General features: G+C 39.7%; 15 protein-coding genes. 6 read left to right on the plus strand and 9 right to left on the minus strand.

Going from position 1 to position 22,378, the window contains the following annotated elements:
- Positions 1-23 precede the first annotated feature (23 nt).
- The 5 genes from B5X70_RS13510 to B5X70_RS13530 all read right to left on the minus strand — a co-directional run bounded on the left by B5X70_RS13510 (position 24) and on the right by B5X70_RS13530 (position 10,223).
- Entirely contained in the window at positions 24-1,118 is a 1,095-nt protein-coding gene (locus B5X70_RS13510) for an efflux RND transporter periplasmic adaptor subunit (protein WP_079558440.1), read from the minus strand.
- A 664-nt stretch (positions 1,119-1,782) separates the two neighbouring features.
- Positions 1,783-2,634 (minus strand): fructosamine kinase family protein, encoded by an 852-nt coding sequence (locus B5X70_RS13515; RefSeq protein ID WP_079558441.1) that lies wholly within the window; start codon positions 2,632-2,634, stop codon positions 1,783-1,785.
- Positions 2,635-2,643: 9 nt separating this feature from the next.
- Positions 2,644-5,004, minus strand: a complete 2,361-nt coding sequence (locus B5X70_RS13520) for a glycoside hydrolase family 95 protein (RefSeq protein ID WP_079558442.1) — start codon at positions 5,002-5,004, stop codon at positions 2,644-2,646.
- A gap of 818 nt (positions 5,005-5,822) precedes the next feature.
- Positions 5,823-9,263, minus strand: coding sequence for a PPi-type phosphoenolpyruvate carboxykinase family protein (locus B5X70_RS13525; protein ID WP_232468309.1), 3,441 nt, complete (start codon positions 9,261-9,263; stop codon positions 5,823-5,825).
- Between the two features lie 258 nt (positions 9,264-9,521).
- Complete coding sequence (locus tag B5X70_RS13530) at positions 9,522-10,223, minus strand: cytidylate kinase-like family protein (protein WP_079558444.1); 702 nt, start codon at positions 10,221-10,223, stop codon at positions 9,522-9,524.
- A 434-nt stretch (positions 10,224-10,657) separates the two neighbouring features.
- Between B5X70_RS13530 and B5X70_RS13535 the strand changes: the two genes are divergently transcribed.
- Positions 10,658-11,755, plus strand: coding sequence for a glycosyltransferase family 2 protein (locus tag B5X70_RS13535; protein ID WP_079558445.1), 1,098 nt, complete (start codon positions 10,658-10,660; stop codon positions 11,753-11,755).
- 50 nt (positions 11,756-11,805) lie between these two features.
- On the plus strand, positions 11,806-12,567 hold the full coding sequence (locus B5X70_RS13540; protein WP_157666515.1) for a tetratricopeptide repeat protein: 762 nt from the start codon (positions 11,806-11,808) through the stop codon (positions 12,565-12,567).
- A 278-nt stretch (positions 12,568-12,845) separates the two neighbouring features.
- Here the strand turns inward: B5X70_RS13540 and B5X70_RS13545 are convergent, their stop codons facing one another.
- On the minus strand, positions 12,846-13,889 hold the full coding sequence (locus tag B5X70_RS13545) for a Fic family protein (protein WP_079558447.1): 1,044 nt from the start codon (positions 13,887-13,889) through the stop codon (positions 12,846-12,848).
- 140 nt (positions 13,890-14,029) lie between these two features.
- Positions 14,030-15,097: an AMP-binding protein gene (locus tag B5X70_RS13550; RefSeq protein ID WP_079558448.1), complete on the minus strand. Its 1,068-nt coding sequence runs from the start codon at positions 15,095-15,097 to the stop codon at positions 14,030-14,032.
- Positions 15,098-15,165: 68 nt separating this feature from the next.
- Here B5X70_RS13550 and B5X70_RS13555 point away from each other — a divergent pair, with 68 nt between their 5' ends.
- The 4 genes from B5X70_RS13555 to B5X70_RS13570 all read left to right on the plus strand — a co-directional run bounded on the left by B5X70_RS13555 (position 15,166) and on the right by B5X70_RS13570 (position 19,032).
- Positions 15,166-15,891: a phosphorylase family protein gene (locus B5X70_RS13555; protein ID WP_079558449.1), complete on the plus strand. Its 726-nt coding sequence runs from the start codon at positions 15,166-15,168 to the stop codon at positions 15,889-15,891.
- A 96-nt stretch (positions 15,892-15,987) separates the two neighbouring features.
- On the plus strand, positions 15,988-17,604 hold the full coding sequence (locus B5X70_RS13560; RefSeq protein WP_079558450.1) for an ABC-F family ATP-binding cassette domain-containing protein: 1,617 nt from the start codon (positions 15,988-15,990) through the stop codon (positions 17,602-17,604).
- A gap of 160 nt (positions 17,605-17,764) precedes the next feature.
- The gene (locus B5X70_RS13565; protein ID WP_079558451.1) at positions 17,765-18,097 is read left to right on the plus strand and encodes a hypothetical protein; all 333 of its coding nucleotides are present in this window, start codon (positions 17,765-17,767) and stop codon (positions 18,095-18,097) included.
- The gene (locus B5X70_RS13570; protein ID WP_079558452.1) at positions 18,094-19,032 is read left to right on the plus strand and encodes a hypothetical protein; all 939 of its coding nucleotides are present in this window, start codon (positions 18,094-18,096) and stop codon (positions 19,030-19,032) included. Before B5X70_RS13565 ends, B5X70_RS13570 begins: the two co-directional genes overlap by 4 nt.
- A gap of 56 nt (positions 19,033-19,088) precedes the next feature.
- Here the strand turns inward: B5X70_RS13570 and B5X70_RS13575 are convergent, their stop codons facing one another.
- Complete coding sequence (locus tag B5X70_RS13575) at positions 19,089-19,958, minus strand: DUF4249 family protein (RefSeq protein ID WP_157666514.1); 870 nt, start codon at positions 19,956-19,958, stop codon at positions 19,089-19,091.
- 22 nt (positions 19,959-19,980) lie between these two features.
- Positions 19,981-22,350 carry a TonB-dependent receptor gene (locus tag B5X70_RS13580; protein ID WP_159450008.1) on the minus strand — a complete coding sequence of 790 codons (2,370 nt, stop codon included), beginning with the start codon at positions 22,348-22,350 and terminating at the stop codon, positions 19,981-19,983.
- Positions 22,351-22,378 lie beyond the last annotated feature (28 nt).

The following is a 22,378-nucleotide window of genomic DNA, read 5'->3' on the forward strand; positions in this document are numbered from 1 at the left end:
TATCAGTTGTCAGTTAGCAATGATCAGTTTTCAAGGTTCATTGCTGATTGATTAATATTTCTTAATGTGACAGGCATGCCGGATCGAAGTTGAAGGATTCCACTAGTTATCACGGTATCTCCAACAACAAGGCCATCAGTCACGGCAATCTCTCGTTCAGTTCTTTGACCCGATTGAATCGGAATCTGTACTGCACGACCACTTCGGTATACATATATTAATTCACCATCCATTTGAGGGATAACAGCTTCACTTGGAACTTTTACAACATCATCCTCCCTACTGATAACCATTCTTATATCGGCGAACATACCCGGTAAAAGCTTACTGTCAGGGTTTGGAAATTCAGCTCTTAGCAAGAGCGACCGTGTCCTGGTATCTACAGATGGATCGACCGCATAAACCTTAGCCCGAAAAGAATCGTCAAAACCTGCAACAGAAAACACAACATCTCTCCCGATCAATCCTGCCGATTGATATCTTTCAGGAACTGAAAATTGAATACGGAGAGGATCAGTCTTTACAAGTCGCGCCACCCGATTGCCGGGTTGAAGCCAGGCTCCGGGACTTACATATCTAAAACCTATGGTTCCGCTAAACGGAGCACGAATGGCTGTCTTCTCAATGCGTGTATCTAAAAGATTTATTTCAGATTCAATGACCAAAAAATCAGTTTGAACGCGATCAAACGCTTCTCGGCTTATGGCCTCTTTTTCAAGCAAAGCTCTCTGTCGTTCCAATGTTTCACTTATTAACTCACGTTGATGAACTGCCTTCTGCCGTTGTGCTAACAATTCAGAATTATCTATGCGAACAAGCAAGTCTCCCTTTTTTACATAACTCCCTTCACTAAAATAAACAGATCGTACCTGACCTGATATTTCTGTGGTCACATCCACATCTTCACTAGCCAAAAGCGTTCCGGCTCCCCTGATGGAATTCTCCAATACTCCGGGCTCAAGAATAACAGCTGTAACTGGTAATCCATTATTTCGATTACTGGTGGAGACATTTTGTGAGTCACTTCCGGAAAACAATCCTGTTCTCGGAATTATTATTACTCCTAAAATAATTACTAACAGACCAATCTGGATGGTTCTTTTAATAGGCTTGTTCATCAAACTCCTCTTTTCTTTTTAATACAAATTATCAATGTTCAGTTTAACACAACACGCAATTATAGAAAATATTTTAATTGATAAATTTAAAATTCATCAATCTTATTTCAATCTTCGAGAATATTCAATCAGATAAAATATGACAAAACTAAAACAATCTATAGTTTAAACAATTCACTATGTATTAAGTTTAAACGGCCTTTTGCGACTTCTCTATTATGATTAATCTCAATATCGTTGTGATATATAATGTAATCCCTTATTTAAGATTACAATCTTCAGGTTAATTGCTTTAAGGATATATTCATTAACAACGAAGCAATTATTGTTTTAAGACTAGGGAAGATCTCGGAGGTTTAAAGACAAAATCGAAATTCTGAATTAAATTTTGTTAAAATAATTCAGACTTCGTGTTTTGCTTATGAAAATATTAATAAAATCTTACGAAAGCAGAGCATCAAATAATAATTGCATATCCTAATCAATAGATCGTTTCCCGATAATATCGGGATTAGATTATTAGATATTAGATACAAGCAAGTTTATTATTATCAGCTAATTGTGCGGCATGACAACAAATCCATATACACTTGATAATCAGTTGCATAAAAAAGTTTAACGAACTATTACTAATTAGAAGATCAATTAATTGCACGATGACCTGTCAAAGATATTTGTCCATTAAACTTACAGCCTGTCGATAATAACCAGTACCAAACAGATTCAAATGATTCAATACGTGATAAAGCATGTAAACCCCTTCTCGATGTTCATGACCGGGTTTGAGCGGGAAGGTCTCATGGTATGAGCTGTAAAAATCTGATCCAAAACCGCCAAATAGTTTGGTCATGGCCAAATCAGCCTCCCGGTGACCATAGTATACAGCCGGATCAATGATTACGGCATTACCATTTTCATCACACATATAATTACCACTCCACAAATCCCCATGCAACAGAACCGGGGGTTCTTCACTTCCTTCAAGGATTTTCGGAATCTTCTTCTCTAATCTAAAAAACAACCTTTTGAATTGATTATCTGCATATCCATTTCTTTCGGCCAGATCAAACTGATACCTCAGCCTCTTATTCCAATAAAAATCTATCCAACTTACAGATTCATTCCCTTCTGGAATGTTCTTCTGTGGAGTACTTCCTATAAAATTATCTTCAAAAAAACCGAATTTATCACTTTTAAATTGATGAAGATGTGCCATTTCTGCACCAAACTTTTTAAAAAATCCCGAATTACGGGAACCTTCCTTTATAAACTCAATAACCAGGCAACTTTCATCAGCATACAGAACCTCCGGAACCCTGATTACATTGGCTTTTCGAAGTTCACGAAGCCCGTTGGCTTCGTTTATAAACATTTTATTATGAGATGCGGTTTTAACGGCATACTCCTTCCCCGATTGGGTAGTTACTTTTTGAGTATTAGCAATACATCCCCCCGAAAGGGGGGATGTAGCAACTATTTCATCCTCTAATATCTCAGACAGCTTATTCTTGTCCATAAAACAAAACTAAAACCTTATAACTCCTGATTCCGGAACAACAAACTCATGCGTGACATCCGCTGATTTGTATACTCCCTTTGAACCGGGATTCCCTTTAATAACAGCTTTAAGAACCTCTCCATTTCGCCATGTAAAATCCACCTCAAAGCCACCACGCGCCTTTAATCCTTTTACACTTCCATTTTTCCAATTATCGGGTAATGCTGGCAACAAATGGATGGTACCATCGTGGGATTGCAAGAGGGTTTCAGCCATTCCGGCTGCACCACCCATGTTTCCATCCAGTTGAAACGGCGGATGCGCACAAAGAAGGTTATTATAGGAACCTCCTCCGTCAGGACTTCCTCCCTCCATTCCTGAGGGGCGCAACAATCGTCTCAACAAACTGTATGCACGGTTACCGTCCTGCAATCGCGACCAAAAATTAATCTTCCAAGCCAACGACCAGCCTGTGCCTCCGTCGCCTCGGGCATTTAGACTTACGCGAGCTGCTGTGGCCAGATCAGGTGTGCTGTGAAGAGTAATCTGCCGGCCGGGATGCAAAGCATAGAGATGAGAAACATGCCTGTGTCTGCTTTCAGGATCATCAACATCCTCGCGCCACTCCTGCAATTGCCCCCAACTTCCAATCATGGGAGGGCTCACTTGGTCTCGGTATGATTCATATTTTTCAACAATATGATCACCCAAACCCAGAACCCCGGCAGCCGTGGCGCAGTTGTTAAATAAATCCCAGGCAATTTGATGATCCATACTTGCTCCGGTAGATATCCCACCATGTTCCGGCGAATAAGAGGGCTTGGATATAAGGTATCCATTTTCATCTTCAACCAGGTAGTCCATCCAAAACAGAGCAGCCTCCTTCATTAATGGAAATCCTTGTTCCCTTAAATATACCGTATCCTGATTAAATTCGAAGTGCTCCCATGCGTGCTGACAAAGCCATGCCGCACCTGCAGGGAAAAAACCCCAAGGGAACTCCCAACCGGGAGAGGTGAAACCATAAGCATTATTCATAGTATTTACAATCCATCCTCGCGCACCGAAAAAGGTTGAAGCTGACGACTGACCGGGTTCTACAAGTGTTTCCATGTAGTCCATCAAAGGGCGATGAGTTTCAGCAAGGTTAAGCACTTCGGCCGGCCAATAGAGCATTTGTAAATTTATATTGGTGTGGTAATCACATGCCCACGGTGGATTGGTGCTGTGATTCCATTTGCCTTGCAAATGCATAGGCATGGTTCCGGGGCGTGTTGAGGATATCATTAAATAGCGGGCATATTGAAAATAGAGCATTTCAAGGCCAACATCCTCCTGCCCATGTGCATACATTAACAATCGCCGATCCGTTGGAATGGAATCGTGAGATGCTCCTTCAAGATTTAGTTCAACCCTTTTGAATAAAGGCTGATAATCGTTAAGGTGTAATTGCTTTAACTCTTCAAAAGTCAATTCACCTACAGATAACAGAATATCCGTATTTTGCTGAACGTAATTATTTCCACGATATTCCGGAAACTCCGGAACATATCCAGTTGCGGCAGTATGCACCAATTTCACAAATTCCGCATTTGAAACCTGCAAAACATCATTATGAAAGCTTGTGATACCATCTGTAGCGACCTTTATCACAGTTTCAAACCCAAGTTTATTATCACCAAGATGTCCTTTAAGCCGAAGAGTATTCCCTTCAAAAGTATAATCAACAATATTATGCGGAGTTTCAATACGCAAAGAATAATCAACACCTTCAAAGGAGTTGTTTTCGAACATATAAACCAATACCCGTTTAGGGTAGCATCCGAAAAAAGTTCTCTTATGTTTTACCTCTCCGGAGCGATAATGAACACTTCCAATTCCAGTATTCAGATCAATCTCCCTGACGAAATCATAAATATCTCCAGTTTCCTGAACAGTCACAAATAAGTCACCCATTGTTTGCTGAGCTCCGTAATCTCCACCAAATCCGGGGACTTCATGCACAGTACCAGTCATATGGGTTGTAGCCATTTGGTGTGCTTCATCAAATTTTCCTTCCTGCAATAAGGCTCTTACCTTTGGTAAGAACTCAGCTGCGCCAGGCCGTAAGCCAAAATTATAATAAGGACTCGAGCCGGGTCCGCCTGACCAAAGAGACTCTTCAGAAAACTGTAATTGCTCCTCGTGAGGTTGTCCAAAAAACATCGTTCCTATATAACCATTACCAATAGGCAACGCCTCTGTCATCCAATCTTCTGCCGGAGTATCGTACCACAATCTTAAATCAGTTAATGAATCTTTTTGATCTGCACACGATGCCACAAACACCATAAGAAGTGAAAAAATCACAGACCTCGAATTACAAAACGAAAATAGTTTACCTGCCATTACTTGAATTTTTTGAAGTTAATATGAAGATAGTGGCGTGGGCTTGTAAACTCAATTGGAACAAAGATATTGACTAATTTTTAAATAATAAAACATAGAGGTGCATAAAATATGTAAAGCCAAAGGTCTGGAATTCTCGTGATGGATTGAGAGTCATTAATACTTTAAAGCAAAGGAGTTTTCTAGTAAAAAGCTTTCAGAATCATTTTACTACCAATACTTTTAAGCTACAATTATCAAGATCATTATGGGTACTCAAATCCCCAATCGAGATTTCATTCTCTGCAAAACCCACACCCTCAATAATGTTTCCATCAAAGGGTAGCCAATTACCAATTATACCTTACGGGACAAATAACAATTCATTTCGATCTCAAGTATTTAGATATGATGAGGCTCTAGTATAAATTTGCGATGTTATTTCCAAAAACCCAATTGATTTTGGTCATATTCTTGAGTTCCTCTTTCCACCTTTCAGAACTAAATATTATTTTTATAAATTAATCTGTCCTTTCAGGGCGTAAATTCTCATTGCGCTTACTCCCAGGGCGTTGCCGTTGGGCTGATGTGATGTATTTCATATTCGCCCTGTGAAGGGCAGCTTAATTCCTTGTTCTTATAGAGTTTAGACCGGGGTTTTAATCCCTGTCCCATAAGGTTGCCCTTGTCAGACCTTCTGAAAATAAAAGCGCTATTACAAACTAGAGCCATGATTGATTCACTAAAACTCTTAAAATATAAGCTATATAAATCAGTTGCAAAACACTCTTCTAAGGAGAATTTCGCAACTGAATTAAAGGAAATGGTAGCTGAAGATCCTATTTAACGTAAGTGTCCAGTCCGATGTAACCATCCAATGATTTCAGATATTCAACCGACTTGAAGTATTTTAGTTGTTCTTCGGCACGTTTTATATTCGATTCGATTCTCTCATGAATAACATCATTAAAACTTCTTTTGTCCCTATGACCTTTAAGGTAATCAAGATGTTTCTCCCATCTTGAAATATCCCTTAATTGTTTATTGAGGAGTCGTCCCTGATACCAATCGCTTTCAATCATTTTTTTGCGTTCAAACAACTCCCTGACTTCCACATGATCAGCCCCCCTCCCTTTGAAATGGCCAAATGCCATAATATTCAATATGGCTTTTAAAGGTGGACACGCACCTTCAATACTGCCGTCTTTAAAATAACTTTCCGCCACCCATTGCTGAGCCTCAACTATGTTATTAATGCCATCAACAAATACATCCAAATCCTGCAATTCAGGCTTCAACATCTCTTCATTAAATACTGCATCGGGATTTTCAAATACCCGGCCGAGAAAAGTGCGGGCAAACTTGGCAGTAATTCGGTATCCCATCCTAGACCCCAGAATTGTTTTCCCATTGTATTCGAAATCCTCCAGCTTTTCAAGGTAACCATGTTCAATTAAGAATTGAGGCTCTGCTTCCTCCGGTTTTAAACGGCTCCAAAGCTCAGGAACCAACAAACTGATATCATGATCAACCCTGTAATTCGGACCAACATATCCAGCAGCAGAAGTAAATCCTCCATAGCCGGTTAAAATAAAAGAGACAATGGCATTGTTCAAATCAGTAACCGGGCTTAAAGCATTGAATGGTCCTTTGGTGAGTGCTCCTTCAGAGCCTGCTCCCGTAGTAGAGGGGGATTTTCCGGTAAGACTACAAACAAAATCCATAAACAATTCCGGCAATTCCTGATAATGGATTGGATTATATACAGCCAATGGTCGAACCCCGGGTTGTGGCGGGTTGTTCCTTCTGCCGCCTAATACAGCATTGACCGGCATTAACACCGGTTGATCGGCAGGGACTTTACGAAACAACCGTATCCCCATTTCGGCGATATGCTTTTCGCGATGTTGTATCAACCCCGGACGATTCTGCAGGTACCTCATGTTGACAGATGGCTTGCCATCATAAATCCTCGGGTGCGATGATGAGACAAAGTAGGTGCAATCCTGCCTTTTAGCCACCGAGCGGATAAGCTTTTTCATGGGCAAGGTAAACTTATCAAATTCAATGGCGTCCTCCATTATCTCTTTAGCATCCTTAACCGTTAAGGGTTGAAAATTTGATATAAAAGTGTTTGGGGAGGCCAAATCTGATTCAGCCTGATTATCGTATCCCCTGTTTATGGCTTCGTCTGGTCGCTGGAATAATCTGTACTCACAATTATAGGTAAACTTTGCCGCAGGTTTGGTAAAATCGGGGGACAAATGCTTAAGTTTATGAGTGGGAATTACAGTTGTAGCCGTAATATCGTCCTCCATTTGCAACTTATCGGCTGCAATAAAATCCTGTCGGAGTTTAAAAGTTCTCCAAGCGCCTCCTTCAGTCAGACCTACCCTCAAGTAACCCGCAACCAGTTTTCTGTTCCTGAACTTCAGTTCGTTTCCAAATTGTCCGTCTATAATATCAACAGAGAAATATTTTCTCCAGTCTTCTTGCCATTCAGGTCGATAGAATCGCTTTACAAGATAGACCAAACCTTTGATATGATGAGGGATGGTTCGCAACCACTCATTGTACTCCTCTTTATAACGAATAGGCGATGGGGTAAGCAGCTTTATAACAGAACCGAGCGATCGTTTTGGACTTAGCAATGCACGATCCTTCTCAGCTTTAATCCCCTCCAGTAAGATATCAGAATAGTCCTTTGCAATGATCTCCTCTACTCTTTTAAAGTCATTTTCGTAATCGGCGGTAAAAAATGGACCATAAATTATGGCATCGTTTATGGATTTTGAAATTTCTGATTTACCGCCTCCCGAAACAGTACATGGTTTATGACAAAAAGTACCCTCAGCAACAGAGCCAATCAGGCGCCATGATGGAACATGCGGATTCTTCTCCATACGAACCTTATATCCGGCAGGTAATACATAGGCATAACTTGGCTTTAGTCTGATGCTCTGCTCATTTTTGCCGTATGTCCAGCACACCTTTTGCTCCATCAAGTTAAATACCGCGTTATCGGGAACATATATAACATTTTTGTATTTTTTATCGATTGCATATCCTTCCGGTTTAGGATCCATTAAATCGGGATACATTGCAATCATTTTTTCATAAGTAAGTCCATTGCTTTGAAACTGATTCCAATCGGAAAACTCATCACCTAGATTATAAGATGGAAAGGCAATTGCTCCCCCGGCATGCTCTTCTTCAACATTTCCCAGCAAATTAGCGGCATAGCTAATTTGTGTTTTTACCTCTTTTTTAGAATATCCATAATAATTGTCGGCAATTAATGTGACAATAACCCCCTCAGCTGTGCGGGCTGTAATTTTAAAAGCTCCACCATTATTGTAAAGTTCGTCTTCTTTCTCCCAACACATACCATCATGTTTTTGGCGCTCGGTTGCCTCACTTATGTGAGGCAATCCGACATCTATCTTCTTCACCTTAATTAGATGAGGAGCCAAAATAACGCAACCAGAATGCCCGGTCCATCCATCCACATCCAATGCAGAATCATTCTCAGGCAGAAATGGATCACCTGCATTTCCAAAAATAGATTCTACAAAGTCCAGATTGCTGACAAGATTTCCGGGAGCAAAAAAACGAATTTCCATGCGCTTTTCTTTGCAATCATTGGTTATGCATGGACTAACGACAGGTTTAAGCAACAACGAAACAAACAACCTTGCTTTTTCTTTTTGAGTAGAGGTAAAAGGAATTTCAAGCAAATCATTTGGCGGATTAAGTGCCTGTTCCAAAAGATAAGCAAAGGTGATTTTAGGAACTGACTTTTTATCATGAGGAATTGGCAATCCTCCTTCGGCCACATGAAACACTCCCTTCGTAGTTCTGCGATCATATTTGGGGTTGTTTAGCACACCTTGCTTTAAACGATAGGAACTCACAATGTCCGACACAAATTCATCTTTATCGGGCGGCAATGACAACGCTCTGGCAATACCATGGCTATCCACAATAAAGGTTCCGGTGGGCAACCTGAGGTTCATCTTATCTTTGTACTCAGGAAGATAATTGTCGATAAAAGTCTGAATGCGCTGATCGGCGGGACACAAATATGACTGAAGCAACCGGTTCTTCTCTCTCATGTTATGTATAAGATCTCCGGCAAGATCAAGCAATGAAGTTTTAGAGGAAGACAAAAAATAAGGTTGCCCCAGTGCAGCGAGCTTTAAATTAACATACTCAATAACTCTTTTGGGTTTTGGAAGATTATTTTTCCCGGCATCGGTGAAGCCGAATGACTTTTTCATATCCATAACAGACTGTTTTTATGTTTTAGTCAAAGCTAAAGAACAAAGTCTGCAATGTCCAATTATTACACAGAGAATCTATTAAATAGTCGAAAAAGTGAATTAAAGCGTGGGGAACTCATGCCTGAGATCAAAAAAACATCCATACCCTCCGGAATTTCGGACATCAAGCAGGAATACAATTTTACATAACGTTAAGGCTCTTCCAAAAAAAGGTGACTTTCGCCACCCTTCTAGTAATAATTATAACAAATAATACTATACAAAACCTCTTGTTTCGGCCACAATTAGAATCATTTCGATAATCTCTTCATCGCTCATGGTAGCACAGTTAAAGAACATATCAAAAAACTCAATATCTGGTCTGTCTTTCTCAAAATAATTTCGAAACTGAGACCTTCTTTTATCCATTTCAAGAGCTTCACGTTTTGCTTCGGTCAAACTCATACCATAGGTGTTGGCAACCTGCTCGGTACGCCAGTCAAGAGGAGCTTTTAATTTAACATGCAATGCCTTTTCAAAATTTTTGGTTATGGACTCCCCCGCACGCCCAACAATAACCACATTCCCCTGAGAGGCAGCATTATAGATAAATCGCGCTATCGTGTTTTTAATCTTAACATCTCCGGGATAAAACTCGTCGGAAAAGAACAGAGCCAGATTTTCAAAGAAACCGCGGGTTCTATAGTCAGATAAATCCTGTATTAAAGTTGGAGAGAGTTTTAGCTCACGCGCAGACTCCTCAATGATCTCCTTACTCATCCACTTCCATTCAACCTCCCGTCCCAAACGTCGGTTTTTTTCGGTAAGGACTTCGGAGAGCAAACGGGCAATACGTCTACCCGGACAACCATAATCCCTCGAAATGGTGATTACCGGCCCCGGAGCATAAAAATTTGGCCCGCTGCTTTTGCGCTTACCAGTGCGTTCCCGCATGTACTTTAGGAAAAGGTTGTCCATATTGGTTATATTAGTTATTTCCTAATCCTTGCAAATTTTATCATATCCCATGTATTTAAAACGTGGATAATTTGATTTGATGGAAAAGATAAAACATCAGAATTATATATTACACAACAATTTAAACTGATTCTTGTTAAAAAACAAGAGAAAATTCACCCCATGAAAATAGCAAGAATGCACGAAATATCAAAGCATAAAAAAGGGACGGATTAAAAAAATCTGTCCCTTTCCCCTAAATCAGCCTTATGACCCAAGTCCAATTTCTATGAAAAATCTTAATGCAAAGATGGTTGATTTTTTAATGAACAACTTTAAAAGGCTGTTAAAGCTTGTTAACAGCAAAAGCGAATTCTATTCTGTTTTAATTTAAAAAACGCAACTTTGTCACCGTTCAAAATATTCCTATCTTCCAAAATATTTCTAAAACAAAAATGATATACATTACCTATATCCTCTTCGCGATGTTATTCATCCGGTTTCTGGTTGTTACCATAAATTTCATCAGCAGACCGTATCTTAAGCAAGTAAAAGAACCGGCTCAAACCCCAATGGTTTCGGTTTTAATACCTGCTCGCAACGAAGAAAAAAACCTTCCAAAACTCTTAACGGACTTAAAAAAAACAGACTATCCCAACATTGAAATCATTGTATGCAACGACCAATCAACCGACGGAACAGTGCAGGTTTTAAATGGTTTTAAAGAGCAAATGCCAAACCTGCAATATTTCACCAATCATGAACTCCCCCAAGGATGGATTGGGAAAAACTTTGCCTGCCATAAACTATCTGAAGCCGCAAAAGGAGAGTTTATGTTGTTTCTGGATGCTGACGTAAGACTCGCATCGGATACCATAAATTCGGCCATTGCCCAAATGCAAAGAAAAAAGCTCTCCCTTTTATCAGTCTTTCCACAACAAATAATGGAAACTAAAGGTGAATTCTTATCCGTCCCGATAATGAATTGGATTCTTCTTACACTTTTACCGCTTTTGGCGGTAAAAATTCCGTGGTACTCTTCACTTTCGGCAGCCAACGGTCAGTTTATGCTGTTTCAGGGTGACGATTATCGACAAAACCAATGGCATTTAAAAGTTTACAATCAAAATGTGGATGACATTCTAATTGCGCGATTAATAAAAAAAGCGAAGTTAAAAACCGATGTCAAGTTGGGAAATAAGGACGTGTTTTGCAGGATGTATGAGAATAAAACTGATGCCATTAATGGGTTTGCACGAAATATACATCAGTATTTCAGAGGAAAAAGAAGCTGGATGCTTCTTTTTACATTCATTATTTGGAGCCGTTTGCCGTTTTTCGCGGCAAACGGAGAGTGGGAAATATTGTTCCTCTCAATTGGAATCATTATTGCTATGAAAACAATGACTGCGAATTTAAGCAGGCAAAACATCATCCAAAACATCGGTTATCATATCCATCATCTGATAAACATGACTAGAATAGTTTTGAAGAATATGCGAATAAAAAGAAACCAGACCATTGAATGGAAAGGAAGGATTTATAAAGATTAGGCGACTGAGTAATACGGTAAACAATCTACAGGGACAATTGTTATAGAGTTATGATGAAGCGATATCTAACGGCATATTTTATCGTTATCATGGTTTTTACCGGAATACTAAAAACCAGTGCCAGTTCTGTTGAAGAACTGAACAGTAGATTTCTACACTTTTTTTTGGTTGGAGACATTCCGGCGTGGACTCAAACACTGGACAGTCTGAGAAATAAATCTCTAAACAGAGAAACAGAAATGACCCTACTTTACGGGGAGTATGGCCTCATTGGAAATCTAATAGGCTCCGGGAAATCAAATGAAGCGCAGGCACACCTGGACCTGTTTGAAACAAGAGTGCAAAAAGCATTGAAAAATCAGCCAAACAATGGCGATTTACATGCCTTTGCGGCAGCAGCCACCGCCTACAGAATTGCCATTCAGCCGTGGAGAGCCCCGTTCCTGAGTCGCACACACAACGAAAACATAAAAAAAGCGCTTGATAAAGGCAATCTTTATGGCTTGCCTCTGGTTGAGCAGGCCAATTCTTTCTATTTCAGGCCGTCATTTGTTGGCGGAAACAAAGAGAGAGCCATCGAATTTTATGAAAAGGCTTACGCTTTTTTCAGCACCAACCAACGAAATCACTGGATGTACTTCAATGTGGCAGCTTGGCTTGGACAGGCATATGCAAATCAGGGCATGAAATCTGAAGCAGAAGTCATGTATCTTAAGCTTCTTGAAGAAGCTCCGGAATTTACATGGGTACGCGACGAACTGCTTCCTAAATTGTACGAAGGCAAATCCTACAATTTTTGGAGTTTTCAGTAATTCATAACAGATCGTTAGAATTTTAGATATTAGACAAGAATAAACTCTTGATTTTAAACATATTGAATTCAGAACGAACGATGATTTGTATGTGGCGTTTTTGCACACTAGAAATCATCTATAAACGTGAAACTTTGTGCAAAACTGACATATACAAAATATTGTGGCTCGTTTTTCATCCGAAAATAATTTAGTTAATTAATTGGCCGAATGGAACTTCCATGAGGTGTTATTTTCATTTTCTTGTTGCGAGTTTCCCACTCATGGGCGTTTCATTTCTAGAAATATGTTTTCACTGCAAATTCAAATTGGTTTATAAAAATCTCTTTTAACTTGGAAATATTATTCTGCTCATAAAATAATAACATTGCCTTCTTGTAGTCAATCGAATCAACCGTTCTAAAGGATAATGGACAGTGTTTTTCATTCATTAAAATTGCATTACTCACAATTCTTGCAGTTCTTTTATTACCATCCATAAATGGCTGAATATACGAAATCAACACTAGTGCCAACAGCGCTTTTTCAAAAACACTTTTCTTAGAGTTAATTACATCACATGAATTCCTTAATGCTTCCGAAATCTGAAATTCATTATCTAATGGACGATAATTTGTTCCTGAAATACCTACACGGCGCCTTCTTAGATTCCTTTCTACTAACAATTCTTTGGTCAAAATACTATGAATGTCCTCTATTTTTGAAACAGATAATGGGTTCAAATAATCGGTGTTTTCAATTATGAAATCCAATGCGTCTTTATGGTTCAAAAGCATTATCGCTTCCTCCTTAGTTTTTCCAGCTGCTGTTTCCCTTTCTTTTAATAACCTCTCGGTTTCTAATAGTGAATATGTGTTCCCTTCTATTTGCGAAGATTTCCAACTTAAGTCAATTGCTAATCGTTCAAACTCTATTTTATATTCAATTTCTGATAGTTGCGAAATATTTTTCCGAAATTTTGCTTGAAGTAAGTTGAGTTTCTCTATTTCAGTTTCAGTAAAAACACTATTCTTCGCAATAACTTCGTTGATAATTGAAAAATTAAAACTTTCTTTTATAGCTCTATCATCAATTTCTTCCTCATAATACTTTTCAATATCAATTGGCGCTAGGAGCTCAAATGTTGGGGAAATTGTATATTTGGTTCCTTTACCTTGTCCAACAGTTACGAGATAACTATCTGTTATTAATTTCGATAAAACTCTTTTCAATGTCGCATAACTGACATTAATGTCTACATTATCGTGGACTTCTTTTGAGGAACAGGCTCCTCTTTGTTTTATAAAGTCAATTATCTGTTGTTCTCTTGAATCAATCATCATAAATGTTTTAGCTCACAAAGATAACTTTTATAGCTCATTTATTTGCTGGTTTGAGCTGTATTATTTCTTGAAATGAGCCACAACAATTTCTTATACGCATATAAATCAAGCAGATTAAAAAAAACAACGAACTATTAAATTCAAGTCAAACCTCTTAATATCTCTTTTATCTGAAAGCGTTTTATTTTCCCACTATCGGTTCGCGGGAATGTATCCAAAAAGAAAATTTTAGCAGGCTTTTCATATCTGCTCAACAAAGCACCGGTCTTTTCTTCCAAATTGCCGTATTCAAAAAACTCACCCTCAATCACAAGAACTACCCGCTCACCATAAACCGAATGGGGAATTGATGAAATAACAAAGGGCTTTTCAATTAAAAAAGAGATTCGCTCTTCCACAAGCTCAGGAGAAATTTTAACTCCGCCACTGTTAATGATGTTGTCTGCCCGTCCGATAATTTGAAACGAACCGTCGGTTAACAACTCAACAACATCGTTGGTTTTTATGGTTCCATGAGATATTTCAGGGTAATCGATCGTTAAACATCCGTGTTCATCTATAGCAATGGAAACACCCGATAGAGGTAAAAAACTTTTCTGAGCACCTGTACCGTTTATTTTTCGTAACGCAACATGGGTCAATGTTTCTGTCATTCCGTAAGTTTCCCATGCATCGAAAGGCATCATCTGCATTTTTATATTCAGCCTCTCGTCAACCCTGCCACCTCCTACAATAACTTTTCTCAGCAGGTTGGTTTGTTCTGGACAATTTTCAATAATACCGGCCATTTGCATGGGTGTAAAAGCAGCAAAATCTATCGTAACCGACAAACCAACCAACGGATTTACAGAAGGTTTAACAGAAATCAGCTGCATTTGAGCCACCATTGCCCGAACGACCATCAATTTACCGGCTACAAAGGAAACCGGCAGTGCAAGCAAAGCTGTCATTCCGGGTTTTAAACCAAAAAAACCAATGGTTTTTTTGGCAGATGCAACCATGGCATTTTTTTTCACTCTAATAACTTTAGGCTCTCCGGTAGAACCCGATGTTTTTAGCTCAACATAATCGTCATCACTAAACCACTCCTCAAGAAATGGCAGCAATGCTTCATCTTCAAATGAACTTTTAAAATCGGTCAGGTTGCGTTGTTTCACAACGCAACCGTTGATGTTTAACTCTTGGTATTTTTGAAATTCATTTGGCATTTTTCAATAATCCGAACTATTAACTTTAAACCATTAACTCGAAAACATTTATCTTTACCTCCAAAAAAATGACACCCCAAAAAGTAGATATCTGTTTCATCATTGCCATGAGAGCTGAAGCCAAAGGCATCATTAAAGAGCTATCATTAACAGAGGACGAAACCTTTTCGCCCGGCTATCCTGCACGTGCCTGGAAAGGCAAATTTAACAAAAAGTGCATAGCTGTGGTTATAAACGGACAGGATAATCACCTCAAGCTGGATTTGATTGGCACACAGGCAGCAACTCTCTCAACCCATTTGGCCATTTCACATTACAACCCGGGTTTGATTATTAGCGCAGGAACAGCCGGCGCTTTTAAGCAAATGGGTGCAAATATTGGCGATGTATTTCTCAGCTGGCCATATGTGGTTTATCACGACCGCAGAGTAGACATCCCCGGCTGGGACGAAATGGGGATTGGCCGTTACCCGGTTTTCGACATAAGGGAGATGGCTCAACAGCTGGGACTAAAAACGGCCATTGTAACCACCGGCAATTCGCTGGACATGCCCGAAACTGATGAAAAAATGATTCGAAATCTCAACGCGGGCATCAAAGAGATGGAAGCAGCAGCCGTGGCATGGGTTTGTTCGCTAAGCCAAACTCCATTTTTCTGCATAAAAGCAGTCACCGATCTGGTGGACGTTGACCATCCAACACAAGAACAGTTCCAAACCAATTTAAAAATGGCGGTGACCAACCTTTGTACTGAAACATTAAAGGTTTTAGCTTTTTTAATCGACAAACAATAATTAACAAATCTTACCATCCTTCTATTGAACTTATAACTACTTTTGCAGATTCATTTCCGGAGCAAAACAGTTCCTCATATTTTTCAAAACAGTTCAATGATTACAGTTTCCAACCTCGCCATTCAATTTGGCAAAAGATTCCTTTTTCAGGACGTTAATTTAAAATTTACTCCCGGCAATTGCTATGGCATCATTGGTGCCAATGGAGCAGGTAAATCAACCTTTCTGCGACTAATCAGTGGCGATTTGGACTCAACGCGCGGTTCAGTTGTTATGGGACCCGGCGAAAGATTATCTGTTCTTCGTCAGGACCACAATGCATTTGATAATTTCAAGGTTCTGGACACAGTGCTGATGGGACATGAGCAGTTATGGAAAATTGGTAAAGAGAAGGATGAATTGTATGCCAAAGAGGATTTTTCAGAAGCGGATGGCATCAGAGCATCGGAGCTAGAGGAGCAGTTTGCTGAGATGGATGGATGGAATGCCGAAAGCGATGCAGCCATGCTGCTGAGCGGACTTGGCGTTTCAGAAGACCTTCATCACAAGCAAATGATTGACCTGAACGGAAAAGAAAAAGTAAAAGTGCTGCTGGCGCAAGCACTTTTCGGCAAGCCCGATAACCTTTTGCTGGATGAGCCTACCAACGACCTTGATTTGGAAACCGTTAGATGGCTTGAAAACTATCTGGCTAATTTCGACAGCACCTTACTGGTTGTATCGCACGACCGTCACTTTCTCGATTCCATCTGTACCCATATTGTAGATATCGATTTTGGTAAAATTCAACTTTTTGCCGGTAATTACACCTTCTGGTACCAAAGCAGCCAGTTGGCTCTTCGTCAGCAATCGGCTCAAAACAAAAAGGCCGAGGAGAAAAAGAAAGAGCTGCTCGAATTCATACAGCGATTCAGCGCCAACGTAGCCAAATCACGTCAGGCAACCAGTCGCCGAAAAATGCTCGAAAAACTGAACGTGGATGAAATTCAGCCATCAACCCGTCGCTATCCGGGAATTATTTTCACCCCCGAACGCGAAACAGGCAACACCATACTCAATGTCACCGGTTTATCCAAAAAGAGCGAAGATGGCACTCAACTTCTGAACAATGTGAGTTTTACCATCGAAAAAGATGAAAAAGTTGTATTTCTGGCAAGAAATCCACTGGTTACAACAGCACTTTTTGAAATACTTAGCGACAACCAAAAAGCCGACGAAGGCCATTACAAATGGGGAGTAACCATCACAAACGCCTATTTGCCAATGGAAAACAGTCACTTTTTCGAAAGCAAGCAAACCCTGGTTGAGTGGCTTAGCATGTACTCTGCCGACACCAGCGAATCATTTTTAAGGGGTTATCTTGGAAAAATGCTCTTCTCTGGAGAAGACATTTACAAAAAAGTGAATGTACTATCGGGAGGAGAAAAAATGCGATGCATGATTGCACGCATGATGCTTCGCAACGCCAATGTTATGATGCTTGACAACCCAACCAACCACCTCGATTTGGAAACCATACAGGCATTCAATAACACGTTGATGAATTTCCCCGGAAACATTCTGATGAGTTCTCATGACCATGAGTTCATCAACACGGTTTGTAACCGTGTTATTGAAATCACCCCCAAAGGGACCATCGACAAACTCATCAGTTACGATGACTATATAAATGATGAAACCATTTCTGAGTTGAGAAGGGAGATGTATTCATAAAAGAATCTCCATTTTATCAAAATATTGACATCATTTATAAAAAATGTATTGATCTTTTTGATATTGAAACTATCTTTGGATATATTAAAAGTCTTGAGAAAATATTCTTTAACTAGCAACAATAACCCTTTTAAAGAATTAACCAAAAGAAGATTCAGTTATGAAAAGGACAAAGTTATTTACCATTTTTGCGGCTGCAATAATAATTTTTGCAGCATGTAGCAAAGACTCTTCAGACAAGTTTGAGGATCTGAGCAAATACAAATTTGCAGATGAATCTGCAGATAAGGGGAAAGCTGCTCTTGAAAATTCCGGGCAACAGCTGATGTCGCACATGACCAATATGCAGTCATTGGCAGCAATGGATGTAATGGAATCCATGATGCACTATTTAGAGTCGGGATCGCTTTTCACCGATGAATTTGATTTATTCCTTAACAATTCACATCACCAGTTCAGGATTTGGCTTCGGGAGAGAATATCCCCGTATTGAAAGCAACCTATTATGATAATCCCGGAGATGCTTTCAGAGCTAATGTAGGGGTATATGAATGGAATCACGCCTCAGGTGACTGGGATAAAACTGGGACTTCCAACAAAATAGAACTACATTTCCCTTCTGTTCCCGAAGGACTTACCAATGATGCTGCTGCAACATTCGAATACAAAGGCAAAGCTGCAAGAACTATGCCTGGTGAGGAGTTGCCGGAATTGCTGGCTTTTTCCTTATCACAAAACAATGAACAACTCATCTCTTACAAAATGACGGCATCGTATAATAGCGATGACATGCCAACTAACGTCAAAAGTGATTTAAGTATTGAGAGCTACACGTTCACAACAAGTATAAAATACAACAGCAAAGACATTTCTGTTGAATACGCCTTAAAGGAAAACTCAAACACCATCATTGAATTAAAACTGAATGCCAAAGGGGACTTCGATCCTGATAATCTTATGATGGGGTATGATGAAGATCCCTCTGAGTTTGTTAACAGCGCCAATGTTTCCTTACAAATTGCAGACATCAAAATTTTGGGACAAGCCAATGTTAAGAAAATTGCTGATGCTCTTGACAGGATATACAAAGATGAAGAAGAAGATGATGACTTTGACTATTTGGCAGCAGCAACGCAAGAGGCTAAAGTATTAAATGACAATGCGAAGCTCATAGTTGTTTATGCCGGCACAAATAACAAATTTGCTGAAACAGAATTTTATGTTGTAGAAGACAGCTGGTGGGGAGAGCATTATGTCGACTTGCAATTAATATTTGCAGATGAAAGTCGTGGCGATTTTGAGGCCTATTTCGGCTCTGCTTTTAACGATATTATTGAAGAAATATTGAAGCTACTTGAAGAGCTAGGTATAGACTTCGATGATTGGGATAACTGGGATGATGACGATTGGGATGATTGGGAATGGTAAAAATACATAAAAAAAAGTGCCGTTGTAACGGCACTTTTTTTTATGTATATATTGTGTTAATCTTTCTCTGGATAGATATGATAATGCACGACAGAAAAACCACCCCAATTTCCCAGACCCCCATTAATATTAGAGCGAACCTGCCGGCTGCCTGCTGTAAAAGGATTAGATCCTCCAAAAACCTCCTCCTGATATGATTCCCAAAACAGGTATTGCTCCCGGTCCATCCGGCACACTTTAACCACAATGGTGTCAGAAGCATTAAACAAAAAATCAGCATCTTCCATCTTCATAAATGAAGATGGACCTTTATTCAATGAGAGTACCATCTCTCTCTCAGGGAAAAAGCGGCTGTCGAAGTTTGGCAATAAGGATGGATGAAAGATTTCAGAATCAGAATAGACTAAAGTATAAAAGCGATAGAATAATTGTTCGTCGGGTTGATTTATCATCCGTACAGAAACAGTCCCCTGTTCAGGATCAAAATTGGAAGGCTCAAACCAGGCCGAATCAACAACCGGCATATCGGGGATTGTGGTACGGGAGGTTAATTCGGTTTCGGCAAACTGAATGTTTAGATCATAGGTTCTCCCAGGTTCACCCCGGATAAATCGTCCCTGATAAAAATATGGTGGGAAATATCGCTCATTAAAGCGCAATGTTAAAACTTCACTGTTTTCTCCATCGGAGATTTCAACTCTGGCTTGACGTATGACATAATCCAGCATCTGAGATGAGTCGAGGCTGAAATAATAGGGAATATTACGCGTAATGAAAATCTGCGCTAAGGCACCAGTCTCAATTCGACCATCTACGACTATCTCTGGCTTGAAGCGACTAAATTCCTCAAGGGGAGTCTCTTCGCATCCGGCAAATACAAAGCTCAGACAAGCCAATATTTTATATAAACTCAGACGGTTTATCATATTCATCTAATTTTTAAAACCATCAAAAACGAAATTGCCAGCTCACAGATGGCAAAACTGGAAAAATAGAAACTTTATAGGGCTCAACTCCCATGTTATACTCGCTTAAATCCCCGGTAACTTTTGGAAAAATAAAAAAAGGATTACTTCGGCTATAGGCATTATATATTGAGAACACCAATGCTGAATAACGTTTTCCTGTATCCTTTAAAACCCGCGTAGCCGATAAATCCAATCTATGATAATCGGGAAAACGATCAGAGTTTCTTGCTCCGTAAATACTCACCACATTATTCTCAAGAAAATAACGTCCAATACTTGGTGTATAGGGTCGCCCTGTTGAATATACAAAAGTTCCTCCAAACTTCCATTTTTCGTTATGATCATAGCTTACCACAAGTGAAAAGTCATGTGGACGATCGTAAGCAGTGGGAAACCAACGACCATCTTCAATCTCCTTTATGCTGGCAATACTTTTTGAAATGGTGTAACCAATCCACCCTTGCCAGTCACCCATCTGCTTACTCACCAAAAACTCGGCACCCCACATTTTTCCTCTCCCGTAAACCAAACTTTCTACCAAAGGAGTATTATCTACCGATTGCATAAAATAGTTATCAAACTCACTATGGTTTTTAGCCTCTTTGTAATAAGCCTCAACAGAAAACTGAAACATTCTGTTTGCGCTGAGTGTGTACCATCCTCCGGCCAGTTGCCATCCCGATTGTACCGGAATGTCGATTCCTGAAGCAACCCAAAAATCAACAGGAAACGAAACGGTAGTGGCATTTACCATGTGTGTGAATTGGTGGTTTCTATTAAATGATAGCTTTATTGATGAGCCGGAAGAAATAAGGTACCGTAATGCAACCATATAATCGGGACGAGTAAATCGCCTTGCAACTTCCCCTCTGGCAATAAAAGTGGTGTCGGATATTACACCTGTATCATTATAGCTAAATTTCCGGTATGGCCCGTACTGAACAGCTCTGTTTATACGTAAACCGGCGGTTAACATCCATCGCGCTGTGAGTTCACTCTCAAATCCGGCAAAAAAGCTATACTCACCAAGGTAATGTCGATCAACCGTTCCAAAATCAAATTCAACCGTCTCTGTTCCGGCCTGGCTGGAATTGGGTATAAATCGCTGGTATTTATTATCAACGCCCGCATACAAGCTTAAGAAATCAGTTGTATAAACAAATTTTGACTTATGCCCCATGGCATTGACTCCTGAATGCATCAACAGATCATAAGCAGGATTTCTTAGTTCTATTTCAAAATCGTAGTCCGAATAAAAAAAGGTATGAACCGCCGATAAATTTCGACCAATTCGATGATTCCAGTTCAATGCCACGATTTCATTTCCCCAGTTCATATCGGCATCCAGCAAAATGGCCGGAGTATGCATGGAAAAAAGATCTCTTCCTTTGTAGAAACTCAATGAAAGGTTATGATTTCGGTTAGGTGCATAATTAATCCCCCCGTTTACATCATAAAAATCATATCCGGACTCAAACTCAACTGATCTGCTGCTGATCATGTCAAATTCATCCATCAAACTCAGGATCATATTTATATGTGTACGCCTGAATCCTCCATAAACTGAAAGTTGATTTTCAACAACAGGCATTTCTGCATTGATAGCTGTAGAGAGCACACCGACATTTCCTCCAACAGACAGCCCTGGCGTAACATTTCTATCAGTGGAGCTGATAATAACAGAAGAGAGCCGATTACCATATTCAACCGGAATTCCCGATTTAATTAACTCCACACTATTTACTATATCCGGATTAAAAACCGAATAAAAACCGAGTAAATGAGAAGGATTATATACCGGTGCTCCATCAAGGAGAATCAAGTTCTGATCAAAAGAGCCACCCCTGATATAAATTGCAGCATCCCCCTCTCCACCTGTCTGAAATCCGGGCAATAGCTCAAGAGTCTTAAATAAATCGGTCTGCCCGAGAAACTGAGGTAAAAATTGACTTTCCTTAGTTGAAAATTCAATAACACCTGTACGTGAATCCCTGATAAATCTACTATCGGCTGAATGAGTGATGGTAATTTCGTCCATTTCAACAGCCAGTGGCACAAGGAAAATCTCAACATATCCCTTTATCTGGTCTGAAAGAATAAAGTAGGTTTCAAACCCAACAAATGAAACCGCAAGAGTAGATGAAGAATCTTCAGGCAGCCTCATTTCAAAAAAACCGTTTTCATCGGTTTTTGTGACAAAAAGATTATCTCGGGAAACAATTGCACCAGACAGCACCTCTCCTGTAGATTCATCAACAACCCTGCCTGTGAGAAGGCTTTGTGCCTTCGTCGCCGAAGCACTGCCAAAAACCAATATGCAAAAACATATTAACAGGGTGCGGTTTCCCATATTTAGCATTTAAATCTCTTTCAGGACG

The sequence above is a fragment of the Alkalitalea saponilacus genome, from assembly GCF_900168165.1.
Classification (GTDB): domain Bacteria; phylum Bacteroidota; class Bacteroidia; order Bacteroidales; family Marinilabiliaceae; genus Natronoflexus; species Natronoflexus saponilacus.

Coding starts and splice junctions, on each gene's coding strand:
- B5X70_RS13535 (WP_079558445.1), top strand. CDS start 10,658: ATGATATACATTACCTATATCCTCTTCGCGATGTTATTCATCCGGTTT.
- B5X70_RS13540 (WP_157666515.1), top strand. CDS start 11,806: ATGATGAAGCGATATCTAACGGCATATTTTATCGTTATCATGGTTTTT.
- B5X70_RS13510 (WP_079558440.1), bottom strand. CDS start 1,118: ATGAACAAGCCTATTAAAAGAACCATCCAGATTGGTCTGTTAGTAATT.
- B5X70_RS13555 (WP_079558449.1), top strand. CDS start 15,166: ATGACACCCCAAAAAGTAGATATCTGTTTCATCATTGCCATGAGAGCT.
- B5X70_RS13550 (WP_079558448.1), bottom strand. CDS start 15,097: ATGCCAAATGAATTTCAAAAATACCAAGAGTTAAACATCAACGGTTGC.
- B5X70_RS13580 (WP_159450008.1), bottom strand. CDS start 22,350: ATGGGAAACCGCACCCTGTTAATATGTTTTTGCATATTGGTTTTTGGC.
- B5X70_RS13515 (WP_079558441.1), bottom strand. CDS start 2,634: ATGGACAAGAATAAGCTGTCTGAGATATTAGAGGATGAAATAGTTGCT.
- B5X70_RS13565 (WP_079558451.1), top strand. CDS start 17,765: ATGAAAAGGACAAAGTTATTTACCATTTTTGCGGCTGCAATAATAATT.
- B5X70_RS13575 (WP_157666514.1), bottom strand. CDS start 19,958: ATGATAAACCGTCTGAGTTTATATAAAATATTGGCTTGTCTGAGCTTT.
- B5X70_RS13545 (WP_079558447.1), bottom strand. CDS start 13,889: ATGATGATTGATTCAAGAGAACAACAGATAATTGACTTTATAAAACAA.
- B5X70_RS13530 (WP_079558444.1), bottom strand. CDS start 10,223: ATGGACAACCTTTTCCTAAAGTACATGCGGGAACGCACTGGTAAGCGC.
- B5X70_RS13520 (WP_079558442.1), bottom strand. CDS start 5,004: ATGGCAGGTAAACTATTTTCGTTTTGTAATTCGAGGTCTGTGATTTTT.
- B5X70_RS13525 (WP_232468309.1), bottom strand. CDS start 9,263: ATGAAAAAGTCATTCGGCTTCACCGATGCCGGGAAAAATAATCTTCCA.
- B5X70_RS13560 (WP_079558450.1), top strand. CDS start 15,988: ATGATTACAGTTTCCAACCTCGCCATTCAATTTGGCAAAAGATTCCTT.